At 62.7% G+C, this 15,759-nt stretch carries 14 protein-coding genes; 5 read left to right on the top strand and 9 right to left on the bottom strand.

Features of this window, described 5'->3' with window-relative positions; genetic code table 11:
• Positions 1-34: 34 nt before the first annotated feature.
• Entirely contained in the window at positions 35-703 is a 669-nt protein-coding gene (locus AC1RJY_RS06700) for a phosphoribosyltransferase (RefSeq protein WP_238324649.1), read from the top strand.
• 77 nt (positions 704-780) lie between these two features.
• On the opposite strand, the gene AC1RJY_RS06695 is transcribed toward AC1RJY_RS06700, so the two are convergent.
• Positions 781-2,115, bottom strand: a complete 1,335-nt coding sequence (locus tag AC1RJY_RS06695) for an MFS transporter (protein ID WP_011775207.1) — start codon at positions 2,113-2,115, stop codon at positions 781-783.
• Between the two features lie 129 nt (positions 2,116-2,244).
• On the opposite strand from AC1RJY_RS06695, the gene AC1RJY_RS06690 reads away from it, so the two are divergent.
• Both AC1RJY_RS06690 and AC1RJY_RS06685 read left to right on the top strand, forming a co-directional pair.
• A complete protein-coding gene (locus tag AC1RJY_RS06690; protein ID WP_014922136.1) occupies positions 2,245-2,991 on the top strand; it encodes an IclR family transcriptional regulator in 747 nt (248 codons plus the stop codon).
• A gap of 19 nt (positions 2,992-3,010) precedes the next feature.
• Positions 3,011-3,913, top strand: a complete 903-nt coding sequence (locus AC1RJY_RS06685; RefSeq protein ID WP_210063675.1) for a MoaF C-terminal domain-containing protein — start codon at positions 3,011-3,013, stop codon at positions 3,911-3,913.
• Positions 3,914-3,987: 74 nt separating this feature from the next.
• Here the strand turns inward: AC1RJY_RS06685 and AC1RJY_RS06680 are convergent, their stop codons facing one another.
• Positions 3,988-5,463, bottom strand: a complete 1,476-nt coding sequence (locus tag AC1RJY_RS06680; protein WP_498601898.1) for an APC family permease — start codon at positions 5,461-5,463, stop codon at positions 3,988-3,990.
• Positions 5,464-5,697: 234 nt separating this feature from the next.
• Here AC1RJY_RS06680 and AC1RJY_RS06675 point away from each other — a divergent pair, with 234 nt between their 5' ends.
• Positions 5,698-6,672 carry an AraC-like ligand-binding domain-containing protein gene (locus tag AC1RJY_RS06675; RefSeq protein WP_014922139.1) on the top strand — a complete coding sequence of 325 codons (975 nt, stop codon included), beginning with the start codon at positions 5,698-5,700 and terminating at the stop codon, positions 6,670-6,672.
• Between the two features lie 46 nt (positions 6,673-6,718).
• Here AC1RJY_RS06675 and AC1RJY_RS06670 read toward each other — a convergent pair whose 3' ends face one another.
• Genes AC1RJY_RS06670 through AC1RJY_RS06645 form a run of 6 tightly spaced genes read right to left on the bottom strand, consistent with a single transcriptional unit; the run spans position 6,719 to position 13,505 of the window.
• A complete protein-coding gene (locus AC1RJY_RS06670) occupies positions 6,719-8,329 on the bottom strand; it encodes a sulfatase-like hydrolase/transferase (protein ID WP_011775212.1) in 1,611 nt (536 codons plus the stop codon).
• A complete protein-coding gene (locus AC1RJY_RS06665) occupies positions 8,326-9,180 on the bottom strand; it encodes an ABC transporter ATP-binding protein (RefSeq protein ID WP_011775213.1) in 855 nt (284 codons plus the stop codon). The genes AC1RJY_RS06670 and AC1RJY_RS06665 overlap by 4 nt, the downstream gene beginning before the upstream one ends.
• Entirely contained in the window at positions 9,177-9,956 is a 780-nt protein-coding gene (locus AC1RJY_RS06660) for an ABC transporter permease (RefSeq protein ID WP_011775214.1), read from the bottom strand. Before AC1RJY_RS06660 ends, AC1RJY_RS06665 begins: the two co-directional genes overlap by 4 nt.
• Positions 9,956-10,729: an ABC transporter permease gene (locus tag AC1RJY_RS06655; RefSeq protein WP_011775215.1), complete on the bottom strand. Its 774-nt coding sequence runs from the start codon at positions 10,727-10,729 to the stop codon at positions 9,956-9,958. Before AC1RJY_RS06655 ends, AC1RJY_RS06660 begins: the two co-directional genes overlap by 1 nt.
• A 26-nt stretch (positions 10,730-10,755) precedes the next feature.
• On the bottom strand, positions 10,756-11,748 hold the full coding sequence (locus AC1RJY_RS06650) for an ABC transporter substrate-binding protein (RefSeq protein WP_498601896.1): 993 nt from the start codon (positions 11,746-11,748) through the stop codon (positions 10,756-10,758).
• 59 nt (positions 11,749-11,807) lie between these two features.
• Positions 11,808-13,505, bottom strand: coding sequence for an amidohydrolase (locus tag AC1RJY_RS06645; protein ID WP_498601895.1), 1,698 nt, complete (start codon positions 13,503-13,505; stop codon positions 11,808-11,810).
• Between the two features lie 206 nt (positions 13,506-13,711).
• On the opposite strand from AC1RJY_RS06645, the gene AC1RJY_RS06640 reads away from it, so the two are divergent.
• Positions 13,712-14,323: a TetR/AcrR family transcriptional regulator gene (locus tag AC1RJY_RS06640; RefSeq protein ID WP_011775218.1), complete on the top strand. Its 612-nt coding sequence runs from the start codon at positions 13,712-13,714 to the stop codon at positions 14,321-14,323.
• On the opposite strand, the gene AC1RJY_RS06635 is transcribed toward AC1RJY_RS06640, so the two are convergent.
• Positions 14,314-15,693: an MFS transporter gene (locus tag AC1RJY_RS06635; protein ID WP_498601894.1), complete on the bottom strand. Its 1,380-nt coding sequence runs from the start codon at positions 15,691-15,693 to the stop codon at positions 14,314-14,316. The two genes, AC1RJY_RS06640 and AC1RJY_RS06635, sit on opposite strands and share 10 nt — an antisense overlap.
• Between the last annotated feature and the right edge of the window lie 66 nt (positions 15,694-15,759).

The raw sequence follows: 15,759 nt of genomic DNA, 5'->3' as shown, positions 1-15,759 counted from the left end.
TGGGAGTGCAACGAATTACGTGGAAGTGGAGCAGATGGGCATGCGTTTCAAGGACCGTGCGGAAGCCGGTCGACGCCTGGCTGAAGGACTCCCCCAACTGAGGGAGCGGCCGGACACCATCGTCCTGGGCCTGGCCCGTGGCGGAGTCCCGGTAGCCGCAGCCGCGGCCGCGGAACTGTACCTGCCGTTTGGCGCCGTGCTGGTCCGCAAACTGGGTATTCCGGGGCGTGACGAGACCGCTTTCGGGGCCCTGGCGTGGTCGCAGGGCGATGTCCTTCGGATCGTTAACAGGCCCTTGAAGGAGCTCGTCCTGGCCCACGGAATTTCCCAGTCAGCCTTGGACGCCGTGGAAGCCCATGAACGGGCCGAGTTGATCCGCCGCGCCAACCGCTACCCGGGTATCGGCCACGATCTCCGCGGAAAGACAGTGGTGCTGGCTGACGACGGACTCGCTACAGGAGCCACCATGCGGGCAGCCGTGGAAGCCGTCCGGTCCGGCGGTGCCAGCACCGTCATCGCCGCAGTGCCGGTTGCCTCCCTTGAGGCCTCGACGTCGCTGGCCCGGGTCTGCGACTTTGTGATGGCATTGCACACGCCCGGCAAGTTCCATGCAGTTGGCGCGTTCTACGACCGCTTCGAGCAGTTGTCCGACGCCGACGTCGTAGGCCAGCTTGAAGGCGCCGGGGCCAGCGGCCGTAAGTAGCCGCCGTCGTGATCTAAACGTAAAGACGGGCGCGGTCCCCTGGGACCGCACCCGTCTTTTATGCTTTTTTGCAGCTTCTAGTGGTGGACGCTATATCCCAGCGGACGGCCACGGGTTTCCTTGGCCAAGATCACGCCAATTGCGGAGATGACGCACAGAACCATGATGTAGATGCCCACTGATCCGGACCACTTGGTGGTATCCAGGAGAGCTTGGGCAATGAGCGGAGCGAAAGCGCCGCCCAGGATTGCACCCAGCGCATATCCGATGGAAATTCCCGAGTATCGGACTTGGGCAGGGAACATCTCGGCGTACATGGCGGACATAGGGCCGTAGGACAGACCCAATCCGATAGTGAGGACAAACAGTGCGGTTCCATAGAGCAGGATGTCCTTGGAATCGATCAGCACGAACATGGGAATCATCCACGCGAAGACCAAGCCGTAACCGATCAGGAACGTCTTGACGCGACCAATCTTGTCTGACAACCAACCGCCCACCATGGTGAAGATGAGCCAGCCGAAGGACGCAATGGTGGTGGCCAGCAAGACCTGCGGCGTAGGCATCTTCAACGTACGTGTGGCGTAGGAGATGAAGAAGGCGATCAGCAGGTAACCGGCCGCGTTATTGGCGATGAAGATCAAGGCAGCAAGAACAACTTCCTTCTTGTTCTTGCGGAACAGTTCACCCAGGGGTGCCTTGCTTTCGGCCTTGCGCTGGGCGATCTCCTTGAAGACAGGGCTCTCACCAACGGCGCGTCGAATCAGGTATCCCACCACGATGAGGACCACGGACAGCAGGAACGGCACGCGCCATCCCCAAGACGCGAAGTCTTCCTTGGACATCCCCGACTGCAGCAGGAACAACAGACCGGTGGCCAGGATCATGCCGATCGGAACACCGATCTGCGGGTAGGCGCCGAAAAGTCCGCGCTTCTTAAGCGGCGCATGCTCCACAGCCATGAGTGCAGCACCGCCCCACTCGCCACCGGCCGAGAACCCCTGGACCACGCGCAGCGTGATGAGCAGGATAGGCGCCCATACGCCGATGGTTGCGTAGGTGGGCAGCAAGCCGATCAGCGCAGTGGCAGCACCCATCATGACCAGTGTCATGACAAGCACGGCCTTGCGGCCCATCCTGTCGCCGAGGTGTCCGGCGACAAAGGCCCCGAGAGGACGGAACAGGAAACTGATGCCGATCGTGGCGAACGACAGGAGCTGGGCCACTCCCGGGTTGGACTTCTCCAAGGGAGAAAGGAACAACGGCGCCAACAGGGTGGCGGTGAGCTGGGCGAAAATGAAGAAGTCGTACCACTCAATGGTGGTGCCCACCAACGTCCCGGCCAGTACCCTGCGCTCCTCGCGCTTGCTGCTGGGTCCTGACGGAGAGTCGACAGTGGAAGTTGCGGTCATTGGAACTCCATGGGGTGAGAGTGACTGGTCGGCGCTTGACTTGCATTAACCGACAGAACGGTCAGTTAGGAAAGAATACTACATCCTGTGACCCAAAGCACAGACCCCTGGGCTTTGGGCCACCATAGAATGGTTCGCATGAATCCCCGCAGCGACGTCAAGGGTCCACCGGAAGCAGCAACGCAGGTTCCGCCGTCGCAAACGCTCTCACGCGGTATCCGCGCGTTGGAGATTCTCGCCGCAGCCGAACGCCCCCTCAGCATTGCCGAACTCACCGAGGCCCTGGGCGTCCACCGGTCCGTGGCCTATCGAATCCTGCGGACGCTGGAGGATCACTCGTTGCTGGTGCGCGACGACTCCGGACGCGTTCAACCAGGCCCCGGACTGTCGGTCCTTGCCCGCGGAGTGTCACGAAACCTGCAAACGGCCGCACTGCCCGAGCTCACGCAACTGGCGAACACGCTGCACATGACCGCTTTCGTCGCAGTGTGGGACCACCAGGAATGCGTCAACCTGGTGACCGTTGAACCACGGCACTCCGGGGCCGCCCTCGCCCAACACCCCGGGAACCGCCACCCCATCGCCACCGGCGCCCCGGGGATAGCCATCCAATCAACCATGACGGAAGAACGCTGGCAGCAGGTAGGAGCCGGGAACCCCTATCGGGCCGAAGCCCACGAGGCCCGCCGCCTGGGCTACGCAACCAGCCATGACGAAGTGATCGCCGGGCTCTCCTCCATCGCTGCCCCCATCCGGGTTCCCGGCGGACGGCCGGCAGCGATCGCCGTCGTCTATATCCGCCTGGACCAGGACGCCGACGCCGTGGGCAAGGCGCTGGCCGCCAGCGCAGCCCGGATCGAGAGCCAGCTGGCCTGAGCCCTTCTTCGCAGGTCAAGTGACGTGCCCCACAGCACAAGACGGCAGCCGTGGCAAAGCGAATACTCGAAGAAGGACCGGACACACCGTCCGGCCTTCTTTCGAGCACGAGAAGGAACCCATGAGCCTGAATCTCCTTGATACCTCCAACTGGCTGCCACTGGATGGCCTGGCCCCCGGCTTCGACGCCAACAAGGCCCCCACCGTGCAAGACCTGGCAGGAAAACAGTTCTCCGTCCGCAACGACGGAGGACCCATGACGTTCAGCTTCGACGACGAAGAAGTTCAATGGGCTGCCGCCGGTCATTCAGGAACCGCCCCCTATGAGGCCTTCTTGGTAGCCGAGGGACTGTACTACGCCCAGTGGCAGAGTCAGACGGATCCCGAAATCGCAGTTTCCCTGGTCCTGGACCTGCTGCACGGCAGGGCCCTCTACATTGGCGCGGCGCTCGGCAGGGCATCAGCCTCCAGCGTCGCCGTCCACCACGATTTCCGCCCCGGCACGCTCGATGGTCACCACAGCACGGGGGCGGAAATTTCAGAAAGTCACGCACTTATTGGCCGCCGCGTTGAATGGGTCTACAGCGAATCGCACGCATATGAGCACATCTACCTCAGCCCCACCTGGTACACATGGCAGTGCCTCGCCGGTCCGGAGCGCGGACTGGCGGACACGGACTCGAACACCGTTTTTCAGGTCCGGCCCGGAATCTTCGTGTTCACCTGGCGCGAAAAAGTCATACCGTGCGGCTCAGTCACCATCGCCGACCACCGGGATCCCCACGCCATCAGGTCCCACGGCAGCCTCTTCGGCTGGGACGAGGCAGGCACGGAACCCGTGCACTTCACCTTCGGAGCCCACGGCCGCCTGATCAGCATCAGCCGGCACAGCCCGGAACTTGATCCGGCCAAGGGGATGTAGCCCTAGGGGAAGACAACAAGAAAGCCCCGGTGAGCGTTACGCTCGCCGGGGCTTCCTTTGCTAGTGGCTGGGTATCAGCTTTCAGCCCCATGGCCGATCCGGGCGTACAGTGCCGGCTGCGAGCGCCGCAGACGCAAACCCCAGATGACACCAACCACTCCGGGCAACAGGACCAGCATCGGCAAGACAAAGGTGACAGCCGTCGATTCGGTCTGTCCCAGCAAAACGTTGAAGTTGGCCATGATGAGCACAAAGACGATGGCCAAAAGCACAAAGCCCAGGCCCGGAGCGATCACCCTGACCCACAGGCTTGCCCCATGCTGCTCCCGGCGGAAGAACCCGATCACCGCCACCGATACCACAGTCATCAGCAACACCAGGCCCATGGCCCCGCTGTTGGTCAGCCAAGTGAACATGGTCAGCACGGGGTACAGTTCGCCGAGCTCGGAACCGGATCCCGCAACGGCGAAGGCCAAGGTCACGACGACGGCAATCACCGTCTGCGCCAACGAACCGGCGAAGGGTGCCCCGCTGCCCACCCGGACTTTGGCCAGCGTTGACGGCAGGACGCGCTCGCGGCCGAGAGAGAAGAAGTAGCGGGCTACTGCGTTGTGGAAGCTGACCAGAGCGGCGAAAAGGCTGGTCACAAAGAGGATCTGGGCGATGTCGCTGAGCAGCACACCGCCGTGGGTGCCCAGGAAGGCAAAAATCATGTCGGGGCCGCTGGTGGTGGCCGCCTCAATCACAGCGGACGGCCCCGCCCCCACGGTCATGGCCCAGGCAGAGACTGCATAGAAGACTGCAATGATCCCAACGGCAGCGAAGGTGGCCCGGGCTACCGTGCGCTTGGGGTCCTTGGATTCCTCACCATAAATAGCGGCCGATTCGAAGCCCATAAAGGCGGCGATGCCGAACGAGAGAACGGCTCCGATGCCGGGAACGAACAGGCTTTCGGGGCTGAAGGTTGCTGCGCTGATGCCCTCCGGAGCTACGGCGAGGCTGATGACGTCATACACGATGACCACCAGGAACTCGAGGGCCACCAGGATGCCGAGCACCTTGGCGGACAGGTCCACCCTGTTCACGCCCAGCCACCCGACGATTGCGATGCACACCAGCACGGGAATCCACCAAGGAACGCTCACACCAAGCCGTGCGGACAGCAGCGAGGAGACGGTGAAGCCAAACAGCCCGTAAATGCCCACTTGCATCAGGTTGTAGGCCATGAGGGCAATCAGCGACGCGCCCACGCCTGCCGGCCGTGAGATGCCTTGTGCGATGTATGCGTAGAACGCTCCTGCGTTGGTGACGTAACGGCTCATGGCCGCGTAGCCCACAGCGAACAGCGCCAAAATTGCACCCAGGATCAGAAATGACAGCGGCACGCCGGTGACACCGGTGACCGCAAAAGTGGTGGTGACACCGCCCGCCAGCACGGTCAGCGGCGCCGAGGCCGCGATAATCATGAAGGTTACTGCCGGTACGCCCAGCCGCCTCTTGGTGCCTACGGCTCCGGCCGCCCTGCCCTTGACGGGGTTGTCCACGCTCATAGTGTGCTCCTGCCTCGGTGCCGCGGGAAATTGCGCGGCACGGTGTCTGTCATTCCGCAATCTTCCACCGCAGGGCCGCGGCGTGACTTGTCTCACACGGCAGGGTGTTTGTCGCTGCACGCAAGCACGGACGTTGGCAGGCCCCGGTGTAGAATCGTGGGCAAGCTCACGTCCGCGCCTTTGGCATTCCCGCCCTTGTGGCAGCGGCGCCGGGGGCCATGGAAAAGGAGTTTGATGACCGTCGCGGCTGATACGGGCCCCGCAACCGTGGACACCATCGTGGCGGAGTCGTTCCAAGAGTGGAGCAAGGCGATCTCCAGCTCTTTCGTACCCCTGTTGGCTACGGGCCCAGGCAGTTCATCCTTCCAAGGTGCCACCTTCCACGGCATCATGCGCGCGCGAGTACTGGGGCAGATCTCTGTGGTGGAAATTACGGCCGGGCCCCACACCGTCCTGCGCACACCGGAGCTGATTGCCAAGTCCACGGGCCGCTTCTTCAAGCTCAGCATCCAGCTCGCAGGATCGGGCCGCCTCATTCAGGACGAACGCGAGGCGGTGCTCCGCCCCGGTGATCTTTCCATCTACGACACCTCCCGCCCGTATCAACTAACGTTCGACGACGACTTCCGTACTTTGGTGCTCATGTTCCCGCATGTCTTGTTGGACTTGCCGGCCGAAGCCATGGGACATGTGACCGCTTTGCGGATTCCGGGCGATGAGGGCCTGGGCGAACTCATCAGCCCCTTCCTGGTGAAACTGGCCGACAACCTCGAGGCCCTTTCCGGCACCAATGGGCTGCGGTTGGTCCACAACGCGTTGGACCTGGTCACCACACTTTTCAACGGTGAACTCGATCAATTGATCGAGACAGGCCGGGATCCACATCTATTACTGCTGGGCCGCATCCACGACTACATTGAGGCCAACCTCGGCGATCCCGAACTCTCCCCCGGAACAATAGCCGCTGCACACTACATCTCCACGCGGCATCTGCACGACCTCTTTCAGGAAATCGGGACCACGGTGGCCTCCTCCATTCGTCAACGCCGACTCGAACGGTGCCGGCGGGACCTCAGGGATCCTGTGCTGGCAGATCGACCTGTGACGGCCATCGCGGCGCGGTGGGGGTTCACCGATGCCGCCCATTTCAGCCGTATTTTCCGCGCGGCTTTTGGAAACTCCCCCACCGGCTACCGCAACAGCCACTGACGGCGCGCTGGACCAACAAACCCAGCGGCCGTCATCGAGCTGATGGCTACGCCGCCGCCGTCGGAGCCGTGCCCTGATCCGCAAGGGCTGCCATCTCTTCGAGCATGGTCCGCAACAGCCTGTCTTCCAATCCGGCGTAAGCAGGATCTCCCGCACGGTTGACCAGCTCCCCGGGGTCTTCGCCATGATCGTACAGTTCCGTGATCCCGGTGCCGAAGTAGCGGGTCAGCCTGCCCTCAAAGGTGATGACCGTACGCATACGGACAGGTCCTGGCAGTCCATCCAAGCCAAATGGTTGCTCTTCCTCCACCAGGAGCGAGTCTCGATGATGCTCGGTGTCCCCCTGAAGGAGCGGCACAAGGGAGCGTCCCTGAATTCCCCTATACCCCTTGGAGCCGGCGAGCTCAAGAAGGGTCGGGGCCAGGTCCGCACTGGAAACCAAGGCTTTAGCGCGCCGGGGTGGGGTGCCCGGAAGGTGCACCACCAACGGAACATTGGTCACGGCGCGGTAGTGGACAAAATGCTTGAGCATGAGGCCGTGGTCCCCAAAGAGATCGCCATGATCGCTGGTGAACACCACAATGGTGTCGTCGGCCAGTCCTTGGCGGTCCAGTTCGTCCAGTATCCGACCAATGTGCTCGTCCATCATGGTGATCAGGCCGTACTGGGCGGCCGCCGCGAACCTGTACTGTTCCTCCGTAGCCGCCCATGTCATGGTTGGGTCCATATTCGGCTCACCGCGGTGCTCCATCATGTTCCTGACATGCTCCGGCGAGCCGGAATGGTCCTGCTCGAAGCCCAGCGGGAGCGGCAGATCCTTTGGGTTGTAAAGGTCTGAATAGCCTGCCGGTGGCGAGAACGGGTGATGCGGGTCAGGGAAGGACACGAACATGAAGAACGGCTGGTCCTGGCCGGCAGCATCCTTCAAGTGCTCGATCGCCTTCTCGCTCACATAGCTGGTGGGGTGCACATCAGCCGGGATGGCCGTCTGATACACCTGATCCCACCCCCCGTACGTGCTGGACGAATTTCCCGGACCTCCCAGCGTTTCGGGGTCAACGCCGCGTTCCCGGGCCCAGTGCACGTAGTGTCCTCCGGGCCGGTCCCCGTGGCCAATCACGAGGTCCACATGCTGGTAGCCGTAGTAGTCTGCCGGGAGTGGAATGAAACGGGCATCGTGGGCGTCGCGGTTCTCCCATTGATCCCACCCCGGGGAAAGACCCTGACGGCGGGCGTCGCTGATCACGGCGTCCAGCAACAGGGGATCTGTTGCCCGGATCTCCTCGGCCTGGTGCGGCTCGAACTCCCAGCCCATGTTTTGATGGTGCAGCTTTCCCACACCCACCGTCCGGTAACCACCCGCCCCAAGGGATCCGGGAACTGTCCGGGTCAGCGGGTCAAGGGTGATGCCGTTGCAGCGGGTCCCGTGCGCGGAGGGCCACCTGCCGGTCATCAGGCTGGCCCGGTTAGGCATGCACGTGGGGTTGGCCACCGTCGCATTCTCGAAAACAACGCTCTTGGCTGCGAGCGCGTCCAGGTTTGGCGTCTTGACAGTGGCGTTGCCGGCGAAACCCAGGTGGTCGGCCCGGAGCTGGTCCGCGATGATGAACAGGACATTGGGCCGGCGGTTGGCGGCTGTCCGTCGCTGCCCCGTCATGCGGGCCTCTTGATGAGCGACAGCACTTCGGTTCGCTGCCGGGCGAACTCCGGCAAGGAGCGAGTAGTGATTTGATCGCGTGGTGCCGGCAATTCCACGTCCACCACCTTGAGGACGCGGGCGGGCCGGGACCCGAGGACCACTACGCGGTCCGCAAGGTAGACAGCCTCGTCGATGTCGTGGGTGACCACCAAAATAGTCATGTTGAAGTCATTCCGGATCTTCAAGCACAGGTCCTCCAGGTCAAACCTGGTCTGTGCGTCTACTGAAGCGAACGGCTCGTCCATGATGAGGATCTCGGGCCGGTATGCCAGCGCCCGGGCGATCGCCACGCGTTGCTGCATGCCGCCGGACAACTGCCACGGATATTGGTTGTCGGCATGGGAAAGTCCGACGGCGGCCAGCGCACTATCGCAGCGCTCCTTCAGTTCCGCTGGGGGCAACTTGAGGTGCCGCAAGGGGAGGACCAGGTTCTTCCGCACGGTGAGCCATGGCATGAGCGAGCGGTTGTAGTCCTGGAACACCAGCGCCATCTCCGGTGGCGGACCGCTGATGGTTCGCCCGTCAATTGCTGCACGTCCGCTGCTTGCCGGATGAAGCCCGGCCAGGCATTTCAGGAGTGTCGTCTTTCCAACCCCTGATGGGCCGACGATGCAGACAACCTCGCCGGCATCCACGGTGAAGGTGAGGTCTTCGATGACTGTGCGTGATTTGTCGCCGCTGCCGTAGGTCTTGGCGAGGTGCGCCACGTCCAGCCGCGGTGTGGTCGCACTGATGCGGGTTTCTGGTTGCTGTGCCATGGTGGACTTTCTGTTTCGGGTGGGAAGAACCGGGACCTGCCGGGCGCTCATGCTGCACGCGCCATGCGACGGGATCCGATGTACCAGGACAAAACCTTGCGCTTGAGAAGGCTGAACAGGATGTTGACCAGGAATCCGATGACACCCAGGAGCAGGATGCCGGCCCACATGTCAGCGGTCATGAAGCTCTGTTGTGCCAGCAAGGTCATGGCTCCGATGCCCTGCGAACTGCCGAGCATTTCGCTGGCAATCATCACGATGAAGGCCACTTGAAGGCTCACCTGCAGACCGGAGAAGATCTGGGGCATCGCCGCTGGCAGGAGGACATTGAGCACCCGTTCCTTTCGGCTGAGCCGGTAAACCCTTGCGACGTCCATGAGATCGTTGCTGACACTCCGGATGCCGTCCACTGTGGCGATCATGGTGGGGAACAACGCAGCCAGGGCAATGCTGGTTACGCGCATTTGCGTACCGAAGCCGATGAGGGAGATGAAGATCGGCACCAAGGCCACGGGAGGTATACCGCGCAGGAAGTGGATCAACGGATCGATCATCCACCGGGCCGGAGGGACCAGCGCCGTGACGAACCCGACCCCGATGCCGGCCACCGCTGCGATGGCGAAGCCCAGGAACAGGTTTCCCAAGCTGAGAAGGACATCGGACTGGAAGTGGTCGAACAGCCACAGTTCCTGAAAACGGATGAGGATGGTTTCCAGCGGAGGAAAGAAAGGATCGGCGGAGTTGGCGGATAGGAACCACCATGCCGCAAGCAGCAGCACCGGAGTTCCTGCGCCGATCACCCAGTTTCGTATTGCGACGTTTCTCATCAGGGCACCACTTCCCGGTAGGACTCATGCCAGTGCAGAACCCGGCGCTCGGCCAACCGGGTAGCACCTTGGAACAACAGACCCAGAACACCGAGGACAATTACCAATCCGTAAAGACTGGCGTAGTCACCTGCCGCTTGTGCCTGGTAAATGCTTTGGCCCAGGCCCGGGCCACCGCCGAGGAGGCCTGCCACCACCGTGACCACCAAGGCGGCAGGAGCTGCCACCCGCATAGCCGTACCGATGTAGGGCATGGCACTGGGCAAAACCACCCGTGCCAGAATTTCTCCTTCGCCCATGCCGTAGGAGCGGGCAGTATCGCGTGCCACGGGGTCGGTGCCCTGCACGCCGTCAACGGTTTGCATGATGATGGGGAGCAAGCACCCGAACACCACCAGGAAAAGCGCCATCTCAGCAGTAGGACCAAGCACCAGCACCGCTAGGGGGAGGATAACGATCGGCGGGACTGGTTTCAGGAATTCCAACACGGCCAAGGTGGCGTACCGGACGGATTCGAAGCTGCCTATCAGCAATCCGAGGACTACTCCCGCCAAGGCCGCCAAAGCCAACGCGAGCAATGCGATGCCAATGGTGGCGCCAAGGGCGGACCAGAAAGTGCCTGTACCCAGAATGGTCGCGAGGGTGGTGAACACTGTTGTGGCCAGTGGGAGCGCGTTTCCTGCCACGTTGGCCGTCGCCAGGACCTGCCAGATGACAAGGGCTCCGGCGATGCCCAAGGCGCTGAACGCATAGGGGCGGATGGATGCTTTCATGATGAATCTCCCATGTCGCTTACGGCCTACTTGCCGAAAATTACGTCAGCCGGCAGCTTCACAGGTGCACTCAGGAAGCCGAGCTCAGCGAGGTTTTTGTTGGCGCGTTCGATGTCCTCGAGGCGTACCTCTTCGGGCCAGTAGTTCACGGCACCGGATTTCACGACCTCCAGCGGAGTCTTGGTGATTTCGGCGCTGAGCTGCTGTGCTTCATCGATGTGGCCGTTGGCGTATGCGTTCGCCTTGTAGATGGCCGTCTTGAACCCCTCCAACGCCTTCTCCTTGGACTTCACCGTGTTCGCCCCTGACACCCAGAGGCCAATCGCGCCCTGTTCAAAGAACTCGACGCCGGGCGAGGCCAGAAGCCTGTTGCCTTCTGACGCGGCCTTGGACGTGAATGGGGCAACCAGGGATGCCGCATCGACTCGTCCGGAGTTCAACGATTGGAGTGCCGATGACGGATCGAGGACCATCCAATTCACCTTGGCGGGGTCCCCGCCGTCGTCCTTGACGAGCTTGCTGACTGTAACCTCCAGCTGTGCCTTGCGGGCTGGAACACTGACGCTCTTTCCTTCCAGGTCCTTCGGCCGGTTGATGGTGGACCCCTGCTGCACCAGGAGGCCGGTGTCATCCACGCGGTTGAGGTCCGCCCCCTCACTAGCCCCGTCCTTGTAGCCATCGGCTGCGGCGATGATCTTGAGCGGTACGTTCTGGCTCAATGCATTCAAAAGCGGGATGGAGGGAGTGTAGGTGAGATCAATCTGACCGCTCTGGGCAGCTGCAATACCGGCAGGCGGGTTGGCAATGACAGAAATCTCGACGTTGAGACCCTGTTCCTTGAAATAGCCTTTGTCAGCCGCGAGGCGGATACCGGCGTCCGAACCTATACCGATGGTTCCCACCTTGAGGGTGGTGGTCCCGTCCGCAGCGGGGGCGGTGGCTGGGCCGGAACCGCCACCGCAGGCGGCCAACGTCATGGACAAAACTGCGGCCAGGGCCAAGGGAATGGTGCGTCGCATGGTGCTCCTTGAATCACGAATGGTTGGAAGGGAAATGTTCTGTCTGGTTGATTGGTGGCCTACGCTGATCGGTGGACTACGCGGCCACCGCTCAGGGTGAGCCTGACCTCAGTGTCGAGGAGCTTTTCAATGTCCTCGTCCACCGGCCAAGGGTTGGAGAGCAAGCACAAATCTGCTGTCATCCCGGGTGTCAAAGCACCCTTGAAGTGCTCCGCGTGGTCTTGCCAGGCAGCGTTGGTGGTCATGGCAGCCAACGCCTGCAAGCCAGTAATCCGCTCCGGATCCTGCGGACTGCCTGGCTGGGAACGAGTGGCTCGGCGGACGGCTGCCACCACGGTTCGCCGCCAATCGGTACTGGTGACGGGAGCATCCGAGGCAAGGTTGACATGAACTCCGGCTCCCAGTGCTGACTTCAGGGGCTGGTGCCGGGAGAAACGATCCTCACCGAGGACCTGGCGCATGATGTCACCGGCCTCTTGGCGGATGAGGGGGTTGGTGCTGTAACCAATGCCGTGCGAAGCCATGGAGTGAAGTGTCCCGAGATCATCGAAGGCCCCATGGATGATGTAGTGGCGATTCCCTGATGACAATGAATGCGCCGCGGCTCCCTCAGCTGCTGCGATGATCGCTTCAACGGCGGCTGCGGCGGCTGCGTCCCCTGTGGCGTGGACCCCTGCTTGCAACCCGGCGTCGTTGATGAGCCCCAGTATTTTGTGCAGCTCCGCAACCCGCTCGGCGTCAGTGGCCCCCTGGATCACCAGGCTGCCGTGCGTGCATGCCTTGCCATACGGTTCACTCATCCACGAGGTGCCGCTGCGGGGGATACCATCGGCGAAGATTTTGACACCCGCGATCCGCAGCTGCTCAGGATTGATACCGCGGTTCAGGTAGGTAGCGGCAAGTCCGCTGCGCAGGCCTGCCTCAACCGCCCTGGCATTGGCTCCCCCGGTTCCCGCGAAGAGCATCAGGACGTTGATCCTCAGCGTCAGTTGGTTCGCCTCGGCGAGATCGCCCAGCAACTCCAGTGCCGCCGTCGAACCTGCACCATCCATGAGTCCGGCGCTTGCCGGACCCAGGCCAGGATCGGTGAGGGAGGTGATACCGAGTGCATGCAGCTGCTCCTGCAAGGCAAGCAGAGCCGGCCGCAAGGTGGATTCGGGAACCGGCGGCATTGCCCGCGAGAGAAGTTCCATAGCTCCGTCCTGGAGCAGGCCGGATGGGCTGCCGTCGGAAGTCCTCGCCACCACGCCGCCGTGAACATCCGGCGTCGCGGCGTCAACGCCTGCCCTTCTCAGCGCTTCCCGGTTGGCCAGCAACTGGTGCCCTGTACTGTCGAACGCCACTACGGGGGTTTCCGGCCTGACTTCGAGCAGGAATCCTTGGGCCGGGCCCAGCAGGGCTTCGTCCCAGCCATGGGCACGTACCCAGCCGTCCTCACCCGCAGGCGCTGCCTCCAGGACGTCGACGACGGCCGCCCAATCAGGCGCCACGGCCGGATCCAGTCGGGTATAGCCGTAGGCGGCCATGGCCGCGGAGACGAAATGCAGGTGAGCATCGTTGATGCCGGGGATGACCGCCCCGCCGGCGGCGTCGATAACCTGCGTGTCGGGGCCAATCGACGGGCTCACCGCGTGGTGGCCCAGCGCCGCAACGCGGCCGCCCTTGACAGCGACGGCATCGCTCACGTGATGTGGTGCCGCCGGGTCCATGGTGTGGACCGAGGCATTCACGATCACCAGATCAGCGAAATCTTCCATCGGTTCTCCTCGGGTCACAGCATCCAAAATGTGATGCAGACAACGTTCCTGAAAGAAGTATGTCGCTTGACTGGGTCACTTGACTAGGTTTTGACGTAAAATTTCTTTCGGAGGACTTTTCCACCTCCCCGGCACGGCCGAAACGACGCCACGGCGGATAGCGCCTACGATCGATGAGACCGCCTGAAAGAGAAGAAGGTGCATGAATGGCCAGGGTTCCCGCTGAGGAAAGGCGGCTGCAGTTCGTCGAGGCCGCAGCAAGGGTGATCGCCCAGGACGGCCTCGCCTCTGCAACCACACGACGAATCGCCAGTGAAGCCGAAGCCCCGCTTGCGGCACTGCACTACTGTTTCCGGAGCAAGGACGAGCTCCTTGAAGAGGTCTATAACTTCCTCAGCAGGGACTACGCCAAGGCCCTGGAGCCTGTGGCTGATCCTGGAATGGGATTGCGCCACATGGTGGGTGTCCATGCCAGACGCATCTGGAGCCGTATGCTGGAAAACCCCCATGAGCAGGTCACAACTTTCGAACTGCTGCTTCGGCGCTTCCGCGTAGAGGCCGAAGACCAGCCGCAGGCCTTGCTCATGAACCGCTCCATGTACGACGGCTGGGTCAACTCAACGCTGGAGCTGTTCCGTGCAGCCGCGGAAGCCGCCGGCGAACCTGTCCCCGCCAATCTGGAGGACATCACGCGCATGTTCATTTCCGGGATCGACGGCATCAGCATGCAGCATTTGGCCGACCCCGACGACGAACGGTCACTCCGGTTGGTGGAACTCATGGCCTCGTCCCTCGCCGGAGCGCTCCACTACGACTGAGACTGGCGCTTCATCACCAAGGACGTGACTACGCCCAGCAGCAAAAGGCCGGCGGCCGCCGCCATGGAGACGACAAACGCCGCACCCGGGCCTTGCGTTTCAGCCAATTGCCCGGCCAGGTAAGAGCCCAGCGCAGTTCCTGCCACGATTCCGCTGGCGAGGGCTGTCATCACCGTTGCCATGCGCCCTGCCGGTGCTACCACGCCGCCGATGCTGAAAACGGTCACCATCACGGGCCCCACGGGAATGCCCAGTATCAGCAGGACAAAGATCATGGGCCAGATACCCGCCGGGAGAAGCAGCAAGAGCGACAGAACGGACATCGCCAAGGCTGCGGCAACCCAGCGGGAAGCCAAGCTGAACCGTTGCGGCCAGAATGCCACCGAAAGCGCTGCCACGGCTGAGCTGAGGCCCATCACTGCATACAGGAGTCCAGCGATCTCGGCAGTAGCGTACTGGGCGGAAAAGGCACTCAGGGCGTTCTGCGTTGCACCGAAAAAGGTACCCATGCACACCATCGCGACAACCGGCACGGCCACCACGGCTCCGGCCCGACGGCTACGCCGCTGCGGAGCCACCGGAGAGGATTGTTCGCTGTAAGGCCCCTGTCCACTGGGAGTGACGACGCCGGCCCGAGGCTTCCGAGGCGCGGGCACCACCGCATGCTGGCTTGGATGGACCGCAAAGGCAGGAACCAAGGTGATGGTCATGACGGCAGCCAACGCGAGCGGCAACCACGGCGCCACCATGCTGGCCAGAACACCTACCAAGGCAGGGCCCAGAACGAAGGTGATCTCGTCCGCGGTGCCTTCATAAGACAGGGCGGTGTCCAGGTCAGCCCGGTTGGCTGCGACGCTCCTGCCCCCGCTGCCGGCAGAGGAAGATAAATTGCGGGTGGTCAACGCCATCCAGCGGACACGGGCCATGGGACCCACCTGCGGGCAGCTGGCTCCCGCGAGGAAGGCTGCGATGAGGACACCGACTGCATCGCCCACCGAACCGTAGCCGGTGGTGAGGTATGCCGCGGCGAGGAGCCCCGCAACGGCAAGCGTATTCACCACCGCTGCCACGAGGAGGACGATCCGTTGTCCGGCGCGGTCGGCCAATGAGCCGAGCACCGGTGCACCCAACGCCGAGCCAATGCCAACCGCTCCGGCCGCCATACCGCCGATCGCGTAGGAGTTGCTGACGGCGGTGACCAACGTCAGGGTGCCGACCGTCAACATGGCAAGTGGGAGCCGGGCAAAAAGGCCCAAAGGCAGGAAACCAGGTCCCGCTAATTCCGGCAGCCGCGCAAAGCGCCCCGGCAGGCGTGAGGGGCGTGAAGGAGCCGGTGACAAAGGCTGTGAAACTACTGAAGATTTTTCCATTAATCCGGGTTCGCTAAAGTGTGCGCATCGTCCCTCCTCCCGATGCGCGCGACCCGGTGTAACGGG

Source organism: Arthrobacter sp. GW822-FHT05G07 (genome assembly GCF_058799755.1).
The sequence above is the reverse complement of the archived record's forward strand: the minus strand, read 5'-3'. Positions and strand labels throughout refer to the sequence as shown.